Origin of the sequence: Vibrio astriarenae, assembly GCF_010587385.1 — a bacterium.
GTDB lineage: Bacteria > Pseudomonadota > Gammaproteobacteria > Enterobacterales > Vibrionaceae > Vibrio > Vibrio astriarenae.
On sequence record NZ_CP047476.1, the window covers coordinates 224,612 to 239,583 of the forward strand.

Consider the following 14,972-nt stretch of genomic DNA (forward strand, 5'->3'; position numbering starts at 1 on the left):
TATTTATAATTTTGTTATTGATAGCTATAGTATTCAAAAAATGTTGAAGGATTAAAATTTAAATGCAAATTCGTGACGTGTTCTACGTTTCTGATGGAACGGCAATCACCTGCGAAACTGTGGGGCACGCCGTTTTAGGCCAGTTTTCGTTTCAAGCTCATGAACGAACTTTTCCTTTTGTTGAGTCGAATCATAAACTTGAAGAGCTGATTAAGCAGATTGAGCTTTCGTTCTCTCAAAGAGGCACCAAACCTTTGGTGTTTTTCTCGATCGTGCTACCAGAAATCCGAGAAGCACTCAGCAAAGCGCCTGCTGAGTTGTATGACGTGTTGGGTGGTTTCGTAGGAAAAATGGAACAAGATTTGGGCTTAGCAGCGCAGCCCAAACTGCAACGCTCACGCAGTGTCACCAAAGACAGTGACCGTTATTTCGACCGTATCGCTGCGGTAGAGTACACCTTAGCCCATGATGATGGGGTTTCGTTACGCGATCTCGAACAAGCAGACATCATCTTGCTTGGCGTCTCTCGCAGTGGCAAAACCCCAACCAGTTTATACATGGCGATGCAGTTCGGCCTTCGAGTTGTGAACTATCCGTTCATTGCCGAAGACATGAGCAATATGCGCTTGTTGCCAGAGTTTGAAATCTATCGCTATAAACTGTTTGGTTTGACCATCGAGCCGGAGCGGTTGACGGAGATTCGAGAAAATCGGCTTGCTGGCAGTGAATACGCCAGTCACCAACAGTGTTTGGAAGAGCTTGCCGTAGTTGAGGGGCTATTTAGGCGTGAGGCGATCCCCTACATCAACACCTCATCACTATCTGTTGAAGAGATCTCGACTCGAATTTTAGAGCAGACGGGTCTGAAGCGCAGACTTGTCTGAGGATAGAGGGCATGAGTGAATGCTGTCTGTGAAATAACGAATTTAGATCGGCCAGTTTTATTGTTGCCTTGTAGTTATCGTTCATATGTCGGCTCAAGGTTCCAATAGTATACAGACCTTGAACCTTGAGTATGAGTAAGTTTCAGCTTTGTGCCTTGTCATACAGCTCCAATGATGCGCCATCAATGGTATAACCAGACTCAACATCAATATCCGCAGTAAATAGCGTCTCGGCTCTTAGCGTACCGGTGATGTAGACAATATCCCAAAGATCTTTTGTTGGGGCACCTTCCTCAAACTTCACGTGAATAATTTGATTCGGTGGCGGAGGTGGAACGTGGATACAGGCACCGTAAAAGGGGACGAGTAAAAACTCGGTGATTGTATTTTGATCGCCTTCTAACGGAATCACAAAACCAGGGATTTTTACTTCAGCGCCATTTAGATCTTTCCTTACATCTCCTAACTTTGCTTGCTGAGTAAGATCACCGCTATGATCGACGACTTGGGAAGCAAGTTGCAAAGCTCGTTCTTTTTGCTGCTGAGGAATCAGGTCTGCCCACTCGAGTTCAACTAACGTTCGAGACTCCAAGTTGATGACTGCATTGGCAGGTTGAATAGCGGATAGGAACAACGTGAAGACAAAGAGTAAATATCGCATGGATTTGCACGGTTTATTAAGTGGGATTTAAGCCCCTCGTAGTGATAAGGGGCTCGGAAGCTAAGATTAGTTAACTTGATATTTGTCGTTGGTACGAATGTAGATTGTCACTTCACTTTCCGAGTCATTAACAATTCGGTGAGTAAAATTACCCGTTGATTCGATATAGCTACCCGCTGCTAAGTGAGTCTCTTTCTTTGCATCTTCGGAGCGGTATTCGACGTCACCAGAAATAATGACAGCGCGAAACTCTGGTGCTTGCGTATTGATTGAACCGTCAAAACCAGAAGGTAGCTTGATCATTGACCCATTCATTTCCGCAGCGTTTCCCCATACGTAAGTCGCCTGAACACCCTCAACATTGATATCATGTAAATCGCTGCTACCTAACCAAACAATATTGTTGGTATGCAAGTTAAGCGGTCGCTCACCATTATCAAATGCCTCAGCAGACGGCTGAACCAAATACGGGCCTGCGTCAATCTCAAGGTAGATTAGGTTGTTTTCACCATTCGCCGCGGTGGTGTGATCTTCTCCAGCAGGCTGTGTCCAAAACGAACCTGTTGGCATCCACATTTTGGCAGCAGTCGGATCGTCGTTATGCATCAGGCCATCAATCACGATACCGCGGTAAGTGATGTTGTGAATGTGCGGAGGAGACTCAAAGCCTTTGTTGAATCGTACTAGCATACCCGTTGCCGTATCGGTTGTTCGATCGCCCCAAAGGTCAGCGGCGCCAGGGCTCAGCACACCACGCAAAGGATTGAGGTAACCCCATTCAATGTCATCGGCGGCGACAACTTTTGAGGTACTTTCAGTTGCAAAAGAGGGTGAAGACAGGAGAGTTGCAACCAGTGTTATTGTTGAGGCATTGAGTAAGTATTTCATTTGTTTTTCTCTTTCGTGTTTGGATGGCTGTCATAGTATTTGGAATGATTAACTCGATAAACGGGCAAATCTTCAATACACTTTCGTTAAAACGTGGATAATAAAATGACAACATAGAGGCATGATGAAGATTTCCGATTTACAAGTAGTGGTGAAAATTGCCGAGCTACTCTCAATTACCGCTGCTGCTAATCAGCTAGATATGAGTTCATCAGCCGCGAGTGTCTCTTTAAAAAGGATAGAACAATCTTTAGGCACACAGCTTTTCGTACGAACGACACGCAAGTTACGTTTAACGCCGGAAGGAGAGCGTTATTTGCCACTTTGCTATCAGGCACTAGAGCTGCTTCAGCAAGGACAAGTCCTAATTAATGAAGAACAAAACTCAGTGAGTGGCGAAGTTAAAATAGCGGTGTCATCAGAGATGGGACGCAATCTGATGCGTGAGTTGCTTAATGATATGATGGAGCAACACCCCTCAGTATCGCTGAGGCTACATGCCAGTGACAGTCGCACTGATTTTTATAGAGATGGGGTCGATGTTGCCCTCAGAGCGATGACCAAAGAGGCCGCTCTCGAATCCAACCTATATGGGTTTAAAATCTGTAATATCCCCCATGTCCTTTGTGCCGCTCCCAGCTATATCGAGAAATATGGCGCACCTCAAACCATTGAAGAACTCCCGCAGCACAATACCTTGCTTTATAAGTTATATGAAGTTGTTCACGATGGGTGGGAGCTGTTTGAAGCCGAACAAAGGTACAAGGTTAAGGTAAATAGTAATCGCGCTGTGAATGATGGCGATATCGTAAGGCGCTGGTGTGTTGATGGCGTCGGAATTGCGAAGAAATCTGCCATTGATGTTGGAGAAGATCTGTTAGCCGGTCGTCTTAGTCGCATCATGACCAATTATACGATCCCTGAAACTGAGATGTGGCTGGTTCTGCCTAGCCGGCAACTGATTTCACCGGCGGTTCGACTGATTAGAGATGAACTAAAACAACGGGTAGGGAATTTGCGAGAGCGCTTAATAGAGAAAGGGTTGCTCAAAGAGAATGAATGGACCTATTTTGAATAGGGCTGTTATTTTAAAAGTAGCTTGTCTCTGACATTCTGACTAATGCAATCGGATCAAGCCCCTGTTGCAGGATAGTTGTCTCAAATCGACCATGAAAAACGTCTATCGTTATGTTATAACCTTACGTCGTTTAAACAGTGCTTAATTTTGTCATGAGATTATTTAAAACTCTGCAGCTTTCTTTCATCAAAAGGCCTCTACTTGCGCTCTTCGCCTTATGTCTCTCTGTTGGTATTCATGAACATGTGCATGCCCACCCCCATTCGTGGATCGAACTCAAAACCACGATTGAAGGGGAAAATGGCATGATCAACGGGCTAACCATGGAGTGGTCATTTGATGCCATGACCTCCGCGTATGTTCTTGATGGTGAGGACATATCACCGGAGCGTATTGATGAAACGTTCCAAAATATTGCCGCTTCACTCATGGATAATATTCTATACGAGCACTATTTTACCTATTTTTACGATGGAGAAACTCCGATTCGTTATGGAGTCGGCCATAGTGAAAAGCTGGAGAGAGACAGAGCGAAGCTCGTATTGAGTTACTACTTACCACTGGCAAAGCCTCAGCCAGTGACAAGAGATTCATTACGTTTGATGATTTATGACAAAACACACTTTGTTGATATGTCTTGGAGAGCGGACAGGCACGTCAGCCTCTCTAACGACCTAGCAAGACAGTGCTCACTCAATATCGTGGAACCAAACCCAACGCCAGAGCAAATGAGCTACGCAATGTCATTGCCAGAAGATGCCGATCCCGATAACACACTTGGTGAACTGTTCACTCAAACTGCAGAAATCCACTGTGCTTCAATGCCTTAATGTCAAAGTAAGCTGTATAGCTATGCAAAATAGAATCAATACGGAGAGTCGCTAACATGGCGAAAAATCGAGTGACAACCAACCGCAAAGTCGTGGCGTTTGCCGTTCTGGCGCTATTGGCGATTGGGCTTTATCAACTTTGGCAGATGTGGCCGACATTGGTGATAGAAGCGGGTAAGTGGCAGCGTGATGTGAACGCCGAGCTGGCGGATCTTCTTTATGATGCCACAGAGAACCCGCTGTTGGCAGGCAGTTACCTAATAGGGTTTAGCTTTATTTACGGTATGCTGCACTCATTGGGGCCTGGTCACGGCAAAGTGATTGTGTCGACTTATCTCGCCACTCATCCAACCAAGGTGAAGGCGAGTCTTTACCTAACCATCATTTCAGCTATCTGTCAGGCGTTGGTCGCTATTGCTTTGGTGAGCGTGTTGGTTTGGGGATTCCAAGCAACAATGCAAACAGTGAATGATAAAGCGACAACGTTTGTCTCATTGAGCTTCATGCTGGTGGTGGTCATGGGCGTTATGCTGTGTGGCAAAGCGCTAAAGCAGATCGTTCAAACGCTGCGTAAGCCAAAACTGAAAATTAAGGCATTGTCAGCGGTAGCGGTCGACGGAGCAACTAAGCTCAACCCAGCCTCTCCATCACTAATGCTTCAGCAGCAACATAACCATACCCACAGCGCCGATTGTGGCTGTGGACACCAACACGTCGCAGACCCACAAGCCATCAACCAAGCTTCAACCCTTCGCGAGTACATTGGAATCATCATCACCATCGGTATCAGACCGTGTACTGGTGCGATCATGGTCTTGCTGTTCGCTAACATTGTCGGTATGTATTGGATGGGGGTTATCTCCGCGCTAGCTATGGCGGGCGGTACTGCGCTCACCACATCAATCATCGCTATCATGACTTTAACGGGTAAGAAGATCGTTAATCGCTATCTGACCGCAGGCAGTAATAGGAGTGGTCAATCAGTGAAACTGGCGGGGTACTATGCACAGCTGGTGGGAGGTGTATTGCTGATGTTGATTGGGATACTGCTGTTGGGTGGTAATGCTTCTGGGATATCTCCGGTGTTTGCTGTCTGATTGAGGTTTGGCCAATTGAGTTAATCTCGATGATATTAGTTAGTTCCATCCTAATCCCTCACAATTAGTTTCCAAGTATGGTTAATCTGCATGTCGTTAACTGACCTATTCCAGATTTCGTTCAGGGTGTAGTTTTTCATAACCTCATTAATTTGAAGAACACACCATGCTAAAAAAGACAGCCCTAGCGATATCAATAGCCATGAGCGCAAACGCATTAGCCATCAGCCCTGAAACTCGCCAGCAATACATTGCCGAGTTTTCGATGATTAAGTTCATGTATCCGAGCGAGCAAGCTTCTTGGTATTGGCAGAACCTCGATCAGGTGTTGCCTCAGGCGACTGTCAAGCGCACTGTTCAACAAGTGAAGCCTCTCCCTCGTGATCTCGTCGATGTAAATCAAGTTTACGGTACTCTGTATAAAGATGAAAAGTTAGGGAGCTTGATGCAGGGTGATAACCCTTCAGTGAACTCGATGATGATCATCAAAAACGGCAAGGTGATCTTTGAGCATTTCAACATGCCATACAACACCCGCCATGTTTGGATGAGCAACGCCAAAACCATCGTGGGAACGTTAGTCGCAATGCTTGAGGCGGAAGGGAAAATTGACGTCATGCAGCCGCTTAAACATTACTTACCTGAGCTAAACGATAAAGGTTGGGGGCAGGTGCGCATACTTGATGTGCTCAACATGCAATCGGGTATGGATGCAGAAGAGAATGATGCAGCCCGCGCCGATGTGAACTCTCATATTACCCAGCTGTTTCTCACTGAATTTGCTGAAGCGACTGATTACTACGACACACTCATCAACATCCCAACCAAGGGTGAAGCGGGCAAAGCATTTGAATACAGCTCCGCTAACACGCAAATGCTTGGGTTGCTGATTGCAAGAGTGGAAGGAAAGCCTCTTTCACAGGTATTTGAAGAGCGCGTTTGGTCAAAGGCACAAATGACATCAGATATGGCGATGACACTGACCCCTGATGGCCATGAAGTGGTGCATGGCCTAGTGACAACCAATACCGAAGACATGGCTCGCTACGCTATGCTATACACCGACAGTGGTAACACCATTGCTAACGAGCGAGTGATCTCTAAAGATATCGTCAATACCATTCGTACATCGGTGACGCCTGATGTCTACACGGTTAGTGAAGCATCGGGCCCTTTTGAAGCGTTTGCGGATGACCTCCCTCTCGGTGGCAGCTATCAGTTCGATGCGATTTGGGAAGACGGTGATATGTTCAAGGGCGGCATGCGTGGGCAGGGAATCTATATCTCACCAGATAAAGATGTGGTTGCAGTGTGGTTCAGTAATCGAGTCGAAAAACACAATGTGTCTGGGTTTGTTCGTAATTTTGTGAGGTCAATAAAAATGGACGGTTATTTCTAGCGGTTGAATCAATCCAATATCAATAAAATGACATTGGGTCAGAGTCGATTTAGGCTGATTCTGACCCCAAAGGCTTTAATTCAATCTTTAGTCCGAGCGACCTCGACCCTCAATGCGCCATTGTCCAACTACCTTATCTTTACGAACCGCATGCAGCACATCAAAATTGTGTAGAGTGGTATCACAATGGCTTGGTAACAACATCACTCGATCGCCTATTTTGTACGGAGATTCATTCAGTTCCATTAAGAGGATACCGTGCTCGTCTCCGCCAGTTTTGTAGGTGACTTTGTCTTGATATTTTACCCTTGGCATACCTAAGTCTATGGAGAGTGATTTCATACCCGCATCAATGACAGCTCGATCGGCGGCAGGGTGGCTGATGACGGTACTTAATACAGATAATGCAGTCTCAAATTGGCCATTGACCTCATCGCTACTCTCATCACCGATAGCAGAGTAAGTTGCATCCATAAACAGGTAAGAGCCTGCTTGAATTTCGGTAAAAGGTTGGTCGATATGAGCTTGGTAAGTGCCCGTACCACCGCCGGAAATGATTGTCGGTTCGAGTCCGCGAGGTGCTAATTCCATCTTGATGTAGTCAAATACTTTAGCGACTGCATCACGAGCAGCAGCTTGTCGCGGTTCAAAACCTTTAACTAATTGCAGGTGACCACTATAAGCTTGGATACCATCGTATCTGACGCCTTCTGTCACCTTGATGAGTTCGATCAAATCAAGTAGCGCAGCATCCGGCTCAACGCCACATCGCTGTTGGCCACTTTCGACTTCAACAAGAAGACCAATTTCTACCCCATTAGAAGCCGCTTGACGGCCAATCTCGGTAACATGGCTAGGATGGTCAATCACCTGACGCACCGTAGATTCAGGGTTTTCACTACACAAGCGTACAAGTCTTTCAATTTTAATCTCGCCTGCGATTGGCGTGGTAATTAAGACATCTTTGATGCCACCTAAAACCATTACCTCTGCCTCACCCAGTTTCGAGGTGCAAATACCCACCGCACCAGCGTCTAGCTGCATTTGAGCGATGGCTGGGATTTTGTGGGCTTTAGTATGAGGTCTTAGAGTCATTCCTTGCGACTCAACCCGCTTTTGCATCTCTGCTAGGTTACGTTCAAGCTTTTCAAGGTCGACGATTAGGGCAGGGGTATCGAGTTGGCTAATGTTCATTTTCTGGTATCACTGCAGATGAGTACTGGATTTCGTAGGATATCAAACTTGCTACTCGTTTGGCATCTAGCTCATGGTTGATTAGAAAAACTAAATGAAAACCTTAGCATGATATTTTTACCAATTAAAACAATTTGTTATATGGGGTGTAGAGGTTTCATTCGAACTTTACTGACTATCAAAGGCCGACTTAGCTTTTTGAAATCTTTTAGATATGGAAGAAGATGAGGAAGCAGGAGTGCAGGTTGCACTAAAGTATCGCTTTTAAATTGCTCGATAGACTAATGTCGTGCAATGCCTTTTGCAACAAGGAAAGTAACTACAATTATGGGGACGTAGCTTATATTTACCGGGCATCAACCATCCTTCATCTAAACTGAGAGTGTCTAGGTTAAGTCGATCTCTTCTCTGTAACAGAGATAGCTTGAACGGCTTAGTACTGCAAAAACTGATAGGTGGTCACATGTCAAAAGCGGTAGAAACCTTAATGATAGGGATATTGTCCTGTCATATATTTTCGGCTCATGCCCAAGTAGAAGTACCAATCTTACCTGGTACTGGGCAAAGTGTTCAATATGATACAGAAGGGGAGCCATTAGCCGCTTCCGAAAGCAGCCTGTATACGGGCCAAGATGCGTCTATTGAAGCGACACCGTTACGATATCAAGACAATGGTGATGGCACCATCACCGATCTAAACACCGGTTTGATGTGGCAAAAAAGTCATGACACAACCAAAAGAAATTTGGCTGATTCAGTGGCAGTGGTTGAGGCGATGACACTCGGTGGTCATGAGGATTGGCGTTTACCAACGATCAAAGAGTTGTACTCCTTAGCGGATTTCGATGGTGAGCTTATGAAGCCTGGAAGTGGTAAAGAGAGTAAACCCTATATTGATACCGATTACTTTGACTTCGAGTACGACAGAAGAAGGCCGTTTGCTGGCGCTTTTTGGTCCAGCACGGTTTACATCAAAGGTGATGTGCAAAACTTCACTCAGCATGGAGGTTTGCAAGGAGGCTTCGGATTTGACTTTGCTGACGGCCATATAAAATCCTATGAGACTGGCAAGTTCTTTGATGGCACCACCATACAGAAATAAGACAACATGTTCGTTCCAGGAAATTATGTGCGTGCCGTTCGCAATACAACCACACTCTATGATATGGACTATGTCGATAACCAAGACGGAACAGTGACCGATCAATCTACCGGCTTGATGTGGTCCAAGAGTGATAGTGGTAAACGAATGAATTGGGTTGAAGCGCTAGAGTATGCGGATAATGCCACGCTTGCAGGACACAGTGATTGGCGCCTGCCAAATGCAAAAGAGTTACAATCATTAGTCGATTATGAGAAGGTCGATTTTCCAGCCATCAACACCAACTTCTTTGAAGTGACGCCATCCCAATTTGAGTCCCAGCAAGACTCCTATTATTTCTGGACGAGTAGCACTCAAGGTGATTTTAAGCACACTGCTGTGTACGTTACCTTTGCGCAGGCATGGAGTAAGAAAAACTCCGATGCGACAGAATACTTCGATTGGCACGGTGCTGGAGCCCAAAGAAGTGACCCCAAAAGCGGCTCGCCTTCTGACTATGAATTAGCCTCTGAAATGGCGTCTGACTATATCTCTATTGATAACTGGGTTCGTTTAGTTAGGGATGCCAAATAGAGACAGTAACTTGTTGTTGGGTTCCCGAAATAGCTCAGGGGGTTACTGAGCCATCACTGTCAAAACAAGTGATATTACATTGAGACACAAGGGACTGCTATTGCCTCAGTGATGGCTCGCAATTTACTCTTTATGGTATCTTTTGAGCTAGTACTTAACAGCCGTTTTACCAATCGACGCGCTACTCTCAATACGTTGGTGTGCCTCTTTCAAAGTATTGACATTAAAACCATTTAGAGTCGTCGTCAACGTTGATTTAATCCGCCCTGAATCAATCAAATTAGCCGCTTGGAACAAGATGTCTTGTTGTCTCTGGATGTCGTCTGTGTCGAATAGCGAACGTGTAAACATCAATTCCCAGACAAAGCCAGCAGCTTTTCCTTGCAGTGCCGATAAATCTACACCGCCTTCAAATTCAACAATTGAGCTGATCATACCCTGTGGGGCAATGAGCTCGACCATTGAATCCCAATGGCCTTTGGTATCTGCAACATTAAAGATATAGTCGACATATTGAATACCTTGCTCACGCACAGATTCAACCAGGTTACGGTGATTCACGACAAGGTCTGCACCCATATCTCTGACCCACTGCTCAGTTTCGGGTCTTGACGCCGTTGCAATCACAGTAAGGTTGGTTAGCTGTTTTGCTAACTGAGTTGCGATAGAGCCAACACCGCCAGCGCCACCAATAATGAGTATGGACTTTCTCTCTTCGGGACGAACACGGAGGCGATCAAATAGCGCCTCCCAAGCCGTCAGTGTAGCCAGTGGCATCACCGCAGCCGACTCGTCAGAAAGACTCTTTGGTGCATGCGAGGTGATTCGAAAATCCACCGCTTGGTATTCTGCATTGGCGCCCATACGCGTAACATCGCCGGCATAAAACACCCGATCACCGACTTCGAAACCCTCGACATTGGCACCTATAGCAGCCACTTCACCGACCGCGTCGTAACCCAACACGCGAGGGTGATCTAGTGTTTTATCTTTTGCACTGCTGGCACGGATTTTTGCATCTGCAGGGTTAATTGAGGTTGCACTTACCTTCACAAGTAAATCATTTTCTCGCAATTCCGGCAAACTCGTTTCAAATTCAAATAAACTCTCCTGCTCATCAATTGAAAGTGAGCGGGTAAAACCAATAGCTTTCATTTTTGATGGTAATGACATAGTACTTTCTCCGTTGTTCAGATCTTGGTTGTAAACCGCTTAGATGATGCCTTGCTCAACTAACCAATCATGCGTGACTTCATCTTGTGGCTTACCTTCGCGGCAAACTTTGTAATCAAGTTCAGCGATAATATCGTTTGAGAATTTCAGTGAATCTAGCTTTTGCAGCTGCTCTGATGTGAACAGTGATTTCTTATCTTCTCTTAAAAGAAGTACCGCTCTATCCACAATACCTAGAAGCCCCTTGGGATCTTTAATCTCACGGATGTCATAACGATAATGGAGAAATTGAGGTTTCCACAGGGGTACAACCACCCATTCCTTGTTCGCTACCGCATTTTCAAAGGCGCTAAAGCAATCCTCTTCGGTACCTGTGAAAAACTGATATCCTGCATCACTCAAGCCATACTCTTTCATCATCTTAATAGAGAATCGGGTGATACCTGCACCTGGATTGATCCCCTGGATTTTAGGTGACATTTTTTCGATGACCTCAGGCTTTACTAAATCAGCAACCTCGGAAACCACGTCTTTCGGGACATAATCTGGAACGCCCCACAGTGCATACGGTTCATAGTGAAGTCCAAGCTCAATTAATGGCTCCACCTCTTCAACATCGGACTTATAGATGCCATGACTCGAGGGTAACCAAGCTGACGAGAGCATATCCACTTCCCCCGTTTTTAGCTTTGCAAAATTATCTTGATGCGGTGAGAAAATGCGTTCTACTTCAAAACCCATGGATTGCAAAACATTGGCAACTAACGAAGCCGTTGTACGATGGAACGATAGGTCTGTTACGCCAATAGTGATTTTGATACTCATGATTTTCTCTCTCCTGTCTCGCTATGGATGTAAGACTAGATAACCATTACGCATCAATAAATAGCCTAATTTTTGAATTATTCTCAAATTAAATTTGATAATAGATGTTGACTAAGCGATGGATACGTTAACTCAGATTAAATTCAGATATGAAAATGAAGTAACGGATTGAATCGTATCAGGCTGCACTAATCTTGGACTTTTGCACTAAAATGGTCATTACCCAATAGAGTAGGTCCTTGTGTTTATGTTTAACCTGTTGATTTAATTTAATATAAATTTTGGCACGCAAATTGGATTACTCCAATCAAGTTCACAAGAGCGCATCGTTAGTTGGTATCGCTGTCCACCTAACTCACAATTTGGAAAATAGACATCTAGGGTTCCGGCTGTGTCTGCAGTGTCTGGGTCGAGAGTTGTCAACCTCGCGAGAGGTCACACGGAGGGATAGAAGCCCGGGAGATTAAACCAAACCAATTGGTTGTGTCTCTTGTGTTGATATTTAGTGACCTCATGGAGGAGATTCCAATGAAAGCTCAAATCAAAAAAAGCCTACTCGCATCTGTTGTTGGTACTACGTTACTTGCATCCGCTTTTTCCCCAATCGCACTCGCTCAAGAGAAAGAGAAGTTCACTCTCGCTTGGTCTATCTATGTCGGATGGATGCCATGGGACTATGCAGATCATTCTGGAATCTTAGATAAATGGGCAGACAAGTACGGCATTGAGATTGATGTGGTGCAGGTGAATGACTACATTGAGTCCATCAACCAGTTCACGACAGGTCAATTCGACGCCACTGTGATGACCAATATGGATGCATTGACGATTCCTGCCGCTAGTGGCGTTGACTCTACGGCTCTTGTCGTCGGTGATTTCTCAAATGGTAACGACGGTATTGTCCTTAAGGGGGACAAGAAGCTAGAAGACCTGAAAGGCCAGTCGATTAACCTTGTTGAGTTAAGTGTGTCTCACTACCTGATGGCGCGCGCACTCGAAAGCGTGGGCATGAGCGAGCGTGACGTGAGAGTGGTGAACACGTCGGACGCTGACCTTGTTGCTGCGTTTAGCACGAGTCAAGTCACTTCGGTTGTGACTTGGAATCCGCTTCTTAGCGAAATCACTTCTCAGCCAGATACCTCTTTTGTTTTCAACTCTTCTGATATCCCTGGCGAAATCATCGACCTACTGGTGGTAAATACCGAGACGTTAGAAAGTAATCCTGCTCTAGGTAAGGCGCTAACGGGGGCTTGGTATGAGATCATGTCGATCATGCAATCATCAGAGCAGGGAGATGAAGCCAAATCCTACATGGCGCAAGCATCAGGTACTGATCTCGATGGCTACAAGTCTCAGTTAAAAGCCACCAACATGTTCTACTCAGCGGATGAGGCAGTGAGCTTCACGCAGAGCCCTAAATTGGCGGCAACGATGCAGAAAGTCAGTGAGTTCTCGTTTGAGCACGGTTTGCTGGGTGAAGGTGCACCTGATGCGGGCTTCATTGGCGTAGAGACACCGACAGGCGTTTACGGTGACCCAAGCAACGTCAAGCTCCGATTTACTTCTGAATACATGCAGATGGCAGCGGATAACAAGCTGTAATCTCCCTCTTCAGTCGTTGTAAATGGAGTCGTTATGACCAAAGTAATTAACCGCCATCCGTCTAAACTTGGACGCGTTATGCTCGGTGTCATGCCATTTCTGATCCTGCTTGCCGTCTACGTGACGGCATCAGATGCCAGACTGGCGGCTAACTCTGCTGATAAGCTGCTCCCGGCTTTCAGCAGTTTTGCAGACGCTATCGACAGAATGGCTTTTACCCCAAGTCGAAGAACCGGTGAATATCTGATGTGGACAGATACCTTCGCTAGCCTAGCAAGGCTGGGATGGGGGATTGGTATCAGTGCCTTGATTGGCTTATCACTGGGTATTGCCACTGGGATCATTCCATTAGTGCGCTCTTCACTGTCACCTGTGATCACCGCTGTTTCTTTGATTCCACCAATGGCTATCTTGCCGATTTTGTTCATCTCATTTGGCGTTGGCGAGTTATCGAAGGTGGTGCTGATTGTCATTGGTGTGTGTCCAATCATTATTCGTGATATTCAACTTAGAGTACAGAGCTTACCGGATGAGCAGCTAATCAAGGCTCAAACACTTGGAGCAAACAGCTGGCAAATTATTGTTCGCGTTATTCTTCCTCAAATAATGCCAAAACTCATTGAAGCGGTTCGTCTTACATTGGGTAGCGCATGGTTGTTCCTGATTGCCGCTGAAGCGATTGTAGCGACCGAAGGGTTGGGCTACCGCATCTTCTTGGTACGCCGTTACCTGTCGATGGATGTGATTCTGCCTTACGTATTGTGGATCACTATTTTGGCATACAGCATGGATTGGCTACTGCGGTTAGCCTCAAAGAAACTAAGCCCTTGGTATCACCAGTCTCAGGGAGAGAATAATGGTTAACTTGCATGCCACCAATGAAACCAAGCAGCCAATCATCCAAGTGAAACAAGTTTGGAAAGAGTACGGCGACAACATCGTACTTGAGCGTTTGAACCTGACCGTCAATGAGGGTGATTTCGTCAGCATCGTAGGTGCGTCGGGCTGCGGTAAAACCACCTTTCTTAACATGCTGTTAGGGACGGAAACACCATCCAGAGGTGAATTGTTATTGGATGGAGAGCCTCTGACTCAAGAGCCGGGCGTCGAGCGAGGCATTGTGTTCCAGAAATACTCCGTCTTTCCACATTTGACCGCGCTTGAGAACGTGATGCTTGGTTATGAGTTTGAGGAAAGAAGCATTTCTAGCACTTTGTTGGGTCGACTGTTTGGTGCCAAGAAGCAACAAGCTAAAGAGCAGGCACTTAAGATGCTAGAGCAGGTCGGCTTGCTGGCTGCTCAAGACAAATATCCACATGAGTTATCGGGTGGCATGAGACAGCGCCTCTCAATTGCACAGGCGTTAATTAAAAAGCCAAGAATTTTGCTACTCGACGAGCCGTTTGGCGCACTTGATCCGGGCATTCGCAAAGATATGCACGTGTTAGTGAAGTCGCTTTGGAAAGAGCAAAACCTAACGGTATTCATGATCACGCATGATCTCAGCGAAGGCTTCCATCTCGGGAACCGATTATGGGTGTTTGACCACACTCGCCACGATGAGCAAGCGCCAGAGCGTTTTGGTGCGCAGGTGACGTTTGATATTCCAACTGAACAATTGGAACACACCCAACCAGAACAACTTCTCCAAAAAATTGCATAAGGA

15 protein-coding genes and 1 riboswitch are annotated in these 14,972 nt (G+C 45.8%); of the genes, 10 read left to right on the forward strand and 5 right to left on the reverse strand.

Going from position 1 to position 14,972, the window contains the following annotated elements; translation table 11 throughout:
* The first annotated feature begins 62 nt into the window (after positions 1 to 62).
* Positions 63 to 884 (forward strand): posphoenolpyruvate synthetase regulatory kinase/phosphorylase PpsR, encoded by an 822-nt coding sequence (gene ppsR, locus GT360_RS15480; RefSeq protein WP_164649868.1) that lies wholly within the window; start codon positions 63 to 65, stop codon positions 882 to 884.
* A 142-nt stretch (positions 885 to 1,026) separates the two neighbouring features.
* Here ppsR and GT360_RS15485 read toward each other — a convergent pair whose 3' ends face one another.
* Both GT360_RS15485 and GT360_RS15490 read right to left on the reverse strand, forming a co-directional pair.
* Positions 1,027 to 1,545 carry a DUF3299 domain-containing protein gene (locus GT360_RS15485; protein WP_164649869.1) on the reverse strand — a complete coding sequence of 173 codons (519 nt, stop codon included), beginning with the start codon at positions 1,543 to 1,545 and terminating at the stop codon, positions 1,027 to 1,029.
* Between the two features lie 66 nt (positions 1,546 to 1,611).
* On the reverse strand, positions 1,612 to 2,433 hold the full coding sequence (locus GT360_RS15490; protein WP_164649870.1) for a DUF4437 domain-containing protein: 822 nt from the start codon (positions 2,431 to 2,433) through the stop codon (positions 1,612 to 1,614).
* 121 nt (positions 2,434 to 2,554) lie between these two features.
* Here GT360_RS15490 and GT360_RS15495 point away from each other — a divergent pair, with 121 nt between their 5' ends.
* The 4 genes from GT360_RS15495 (at position 2,555) to GT360_RS15510 (ending at position 6,837) form a co-directional block, all read left to right on the forward strand.
* A complete protein-coding gene (locus GT360_RS15495; protein ID WP_239502672.1) occupies positions 2,555 to 3,511 on the forward strand; it encodes a LysR family transcriptional regulator in 957 nt (318 codons plus the stop codon).
* A 152-nt stretch (positions 3,512 to 3,663) separates the two neighbouring features.
* Positions 3,664 to 4,341 (forward strand): DUF1007 family protein, encoded by a 678-nt coding sequence (locus GT360_RS15500; protein ID WP_164649871.1) that lies wholly within the window; start codon positions 3,664 to 3,666, stop codon positions 4,339 to 4,341.
* A gap of 56 nt (positions 4,342 to 4,397) precedes the next feature.
* Positions 4,398 to 5,438 carry a nickel/cobalt transporter gene (locus tag GT360_RS15505; protein ID WP_164649872.1) on the forward strand — a complete coding sequence of 347 codons (1,041 nt, stop codon included), beginning with the start codon at positions 4,398 to 4,400 and terminating at the stop codon, positions 5,436 to 5,438.
* A 166-nt stretch (positions 5,439 to 5,604) separates the two neighbouring features.
* Entirely contained in the window at positions 5,605 to 6,837 is a 1,233-nt protein-coding gene (locus tag GT360_RS15510) for a serine hydrolase domain-containing protein (protein ID WP_164649873.1), read from the forward strand.
* A gap of 87 nt (positions 6,838 to 6,924) precedes the next feature.
* Here GT360_RS15510 and GT360_RS15515 read toward each other — a convergent pair whose 3' ends face one another.
* The gene (locus GT360_RS15515; protein ID WP_164649874.1) at positions 6,925 to 8,031 is read right to left on the reverse strand and encodes a DSD1 family PLP-dependent enzyme; all 1,107 of its coding nucleotides are present in this window, start codon (positions 8,029 to 8,031) and stop codon (positions 6,925 to 6,927) included.
* Positions 8,032 to 8,494: 463 nt separating this feature from the next.
* Between GT360_RS15515 and GT360_RS15520 the strand changes: the two genes are divergently transcribed.
* Complete coding sequence (locus GT360_RS15520) at positions 8,495 to 9,133, forward strand: Lcl C-terminal domain-containing protein (protein WP_164649875.1); 639 nt, start codon at positions 8,495 to 8,497, stop codon at positions 9,131 to 9,133.
* 6 nt (positions 9,134 to 9,139) lie between these two features.
* Positions 9,140 to 9,706 (forward strand): Lcl C-terminal domain-containing protein, encoded by a 567-nt coding sequence (locus GT360_RS15525; RefSeq protein ID WP_164649876.1) that lies wholly within the window; start codon positions 9,140 to 9,142, stop codon positions 9,704 to 9,706.
* Positions 9,707 to 9,853: 147 nt separating this feature from the next.
* Here GT360_RS15525 and GT360_RS15530 read toward each other — a convergent pair whose 3' ends face one another.
* Both GT360_RS15530 and GT360_RS15535 read right to left on the reverse strand, forming a co-directional pair.
* Positions 9,854 to 10,879 carry a zinc-binding alcohol dehydrogenase family protein gene (locus tag GT360_RS15530; RefSeq protein ID WP_164649877.1) on the reverse strand — a complete coding sequence of 342 codons (1,026 nt, stop codon included), beginning with the start codon at positions 10,877 to 10,879 and terminating at the stop codon, positions 9,854 to 9,856.
* A gap of 39 nt (positions 10,880 to 10,918) precedes the next feature.
* Positions 10,919 to 11,704: a glycine betaine ABC transporter substrate-binding protein gene (locus GT360_RS15535; protein WP_204274593.1), complete on the reverse strand. Its 786-nt coding sequence runs from the start codon at positions 11,702 to 11,704 to the stop codon at positions 10,919 to 10,921.
* A 366-nt stretch (positions 11,705 to 12,070) separates the two neighbouring features.
* Positions 12,071 to 12,168: riboswitch (guanidine-I (ykkC/yxkD leader) on the forward strand.
* Positions 12,169 to 12,232: 64 nt separating this feature from the next.
* Here GT360_RS15535 and GT360_RS15540 point away from each other — a divergent pair.
* Genes GT360_RS15540 through GT360_RS15550 form a run of 3 tightly spaced genes read left to right on the forward strand, consistent with a single transcriptional unit; the run spans position 12,233 to position 14,969 of the window.
* Positions 12,233 to 13,306, forward strand: a complete 1,074-nt coding sequence (locus tag GT360_RS15540) for a putative urea ABC transporter substrate-binding protein (RefSeq protein WP_239502673.1) — start codon at positions 12,233 to 12,235, stop codon at positions 13,304 to 13,306.
* Positions 13,307 to 13,339: 33 nt separating this feature from the next.
* A complete protein-coding gene (locus GT360_RS15545; protein WP_164649879.1) occupies positions 13,340 to 14,170 on the forward strand; it encodes an ABC transporter permease in 831 nt (276 codons plus the stop codon).
* Positions 14,163 to 14,969: an ABC transporter ATP-binding protein gene (locus GT360_RS15550; RefSeq protein WP_164649880.1), complete on the forward strand. Its 807-nt coding sequence runs from the start codon at positions 14,163 to 14,165 to the stop codon at positions 14,967 to 14,969. Before GT360_RS15545 ends, GT360_RS15550 begins: the two co-directional genes overlap by 8 nt.
* The last annotated feature ends 3 nt before the right edge of the window (positions 14,970 to 14,972 follow it).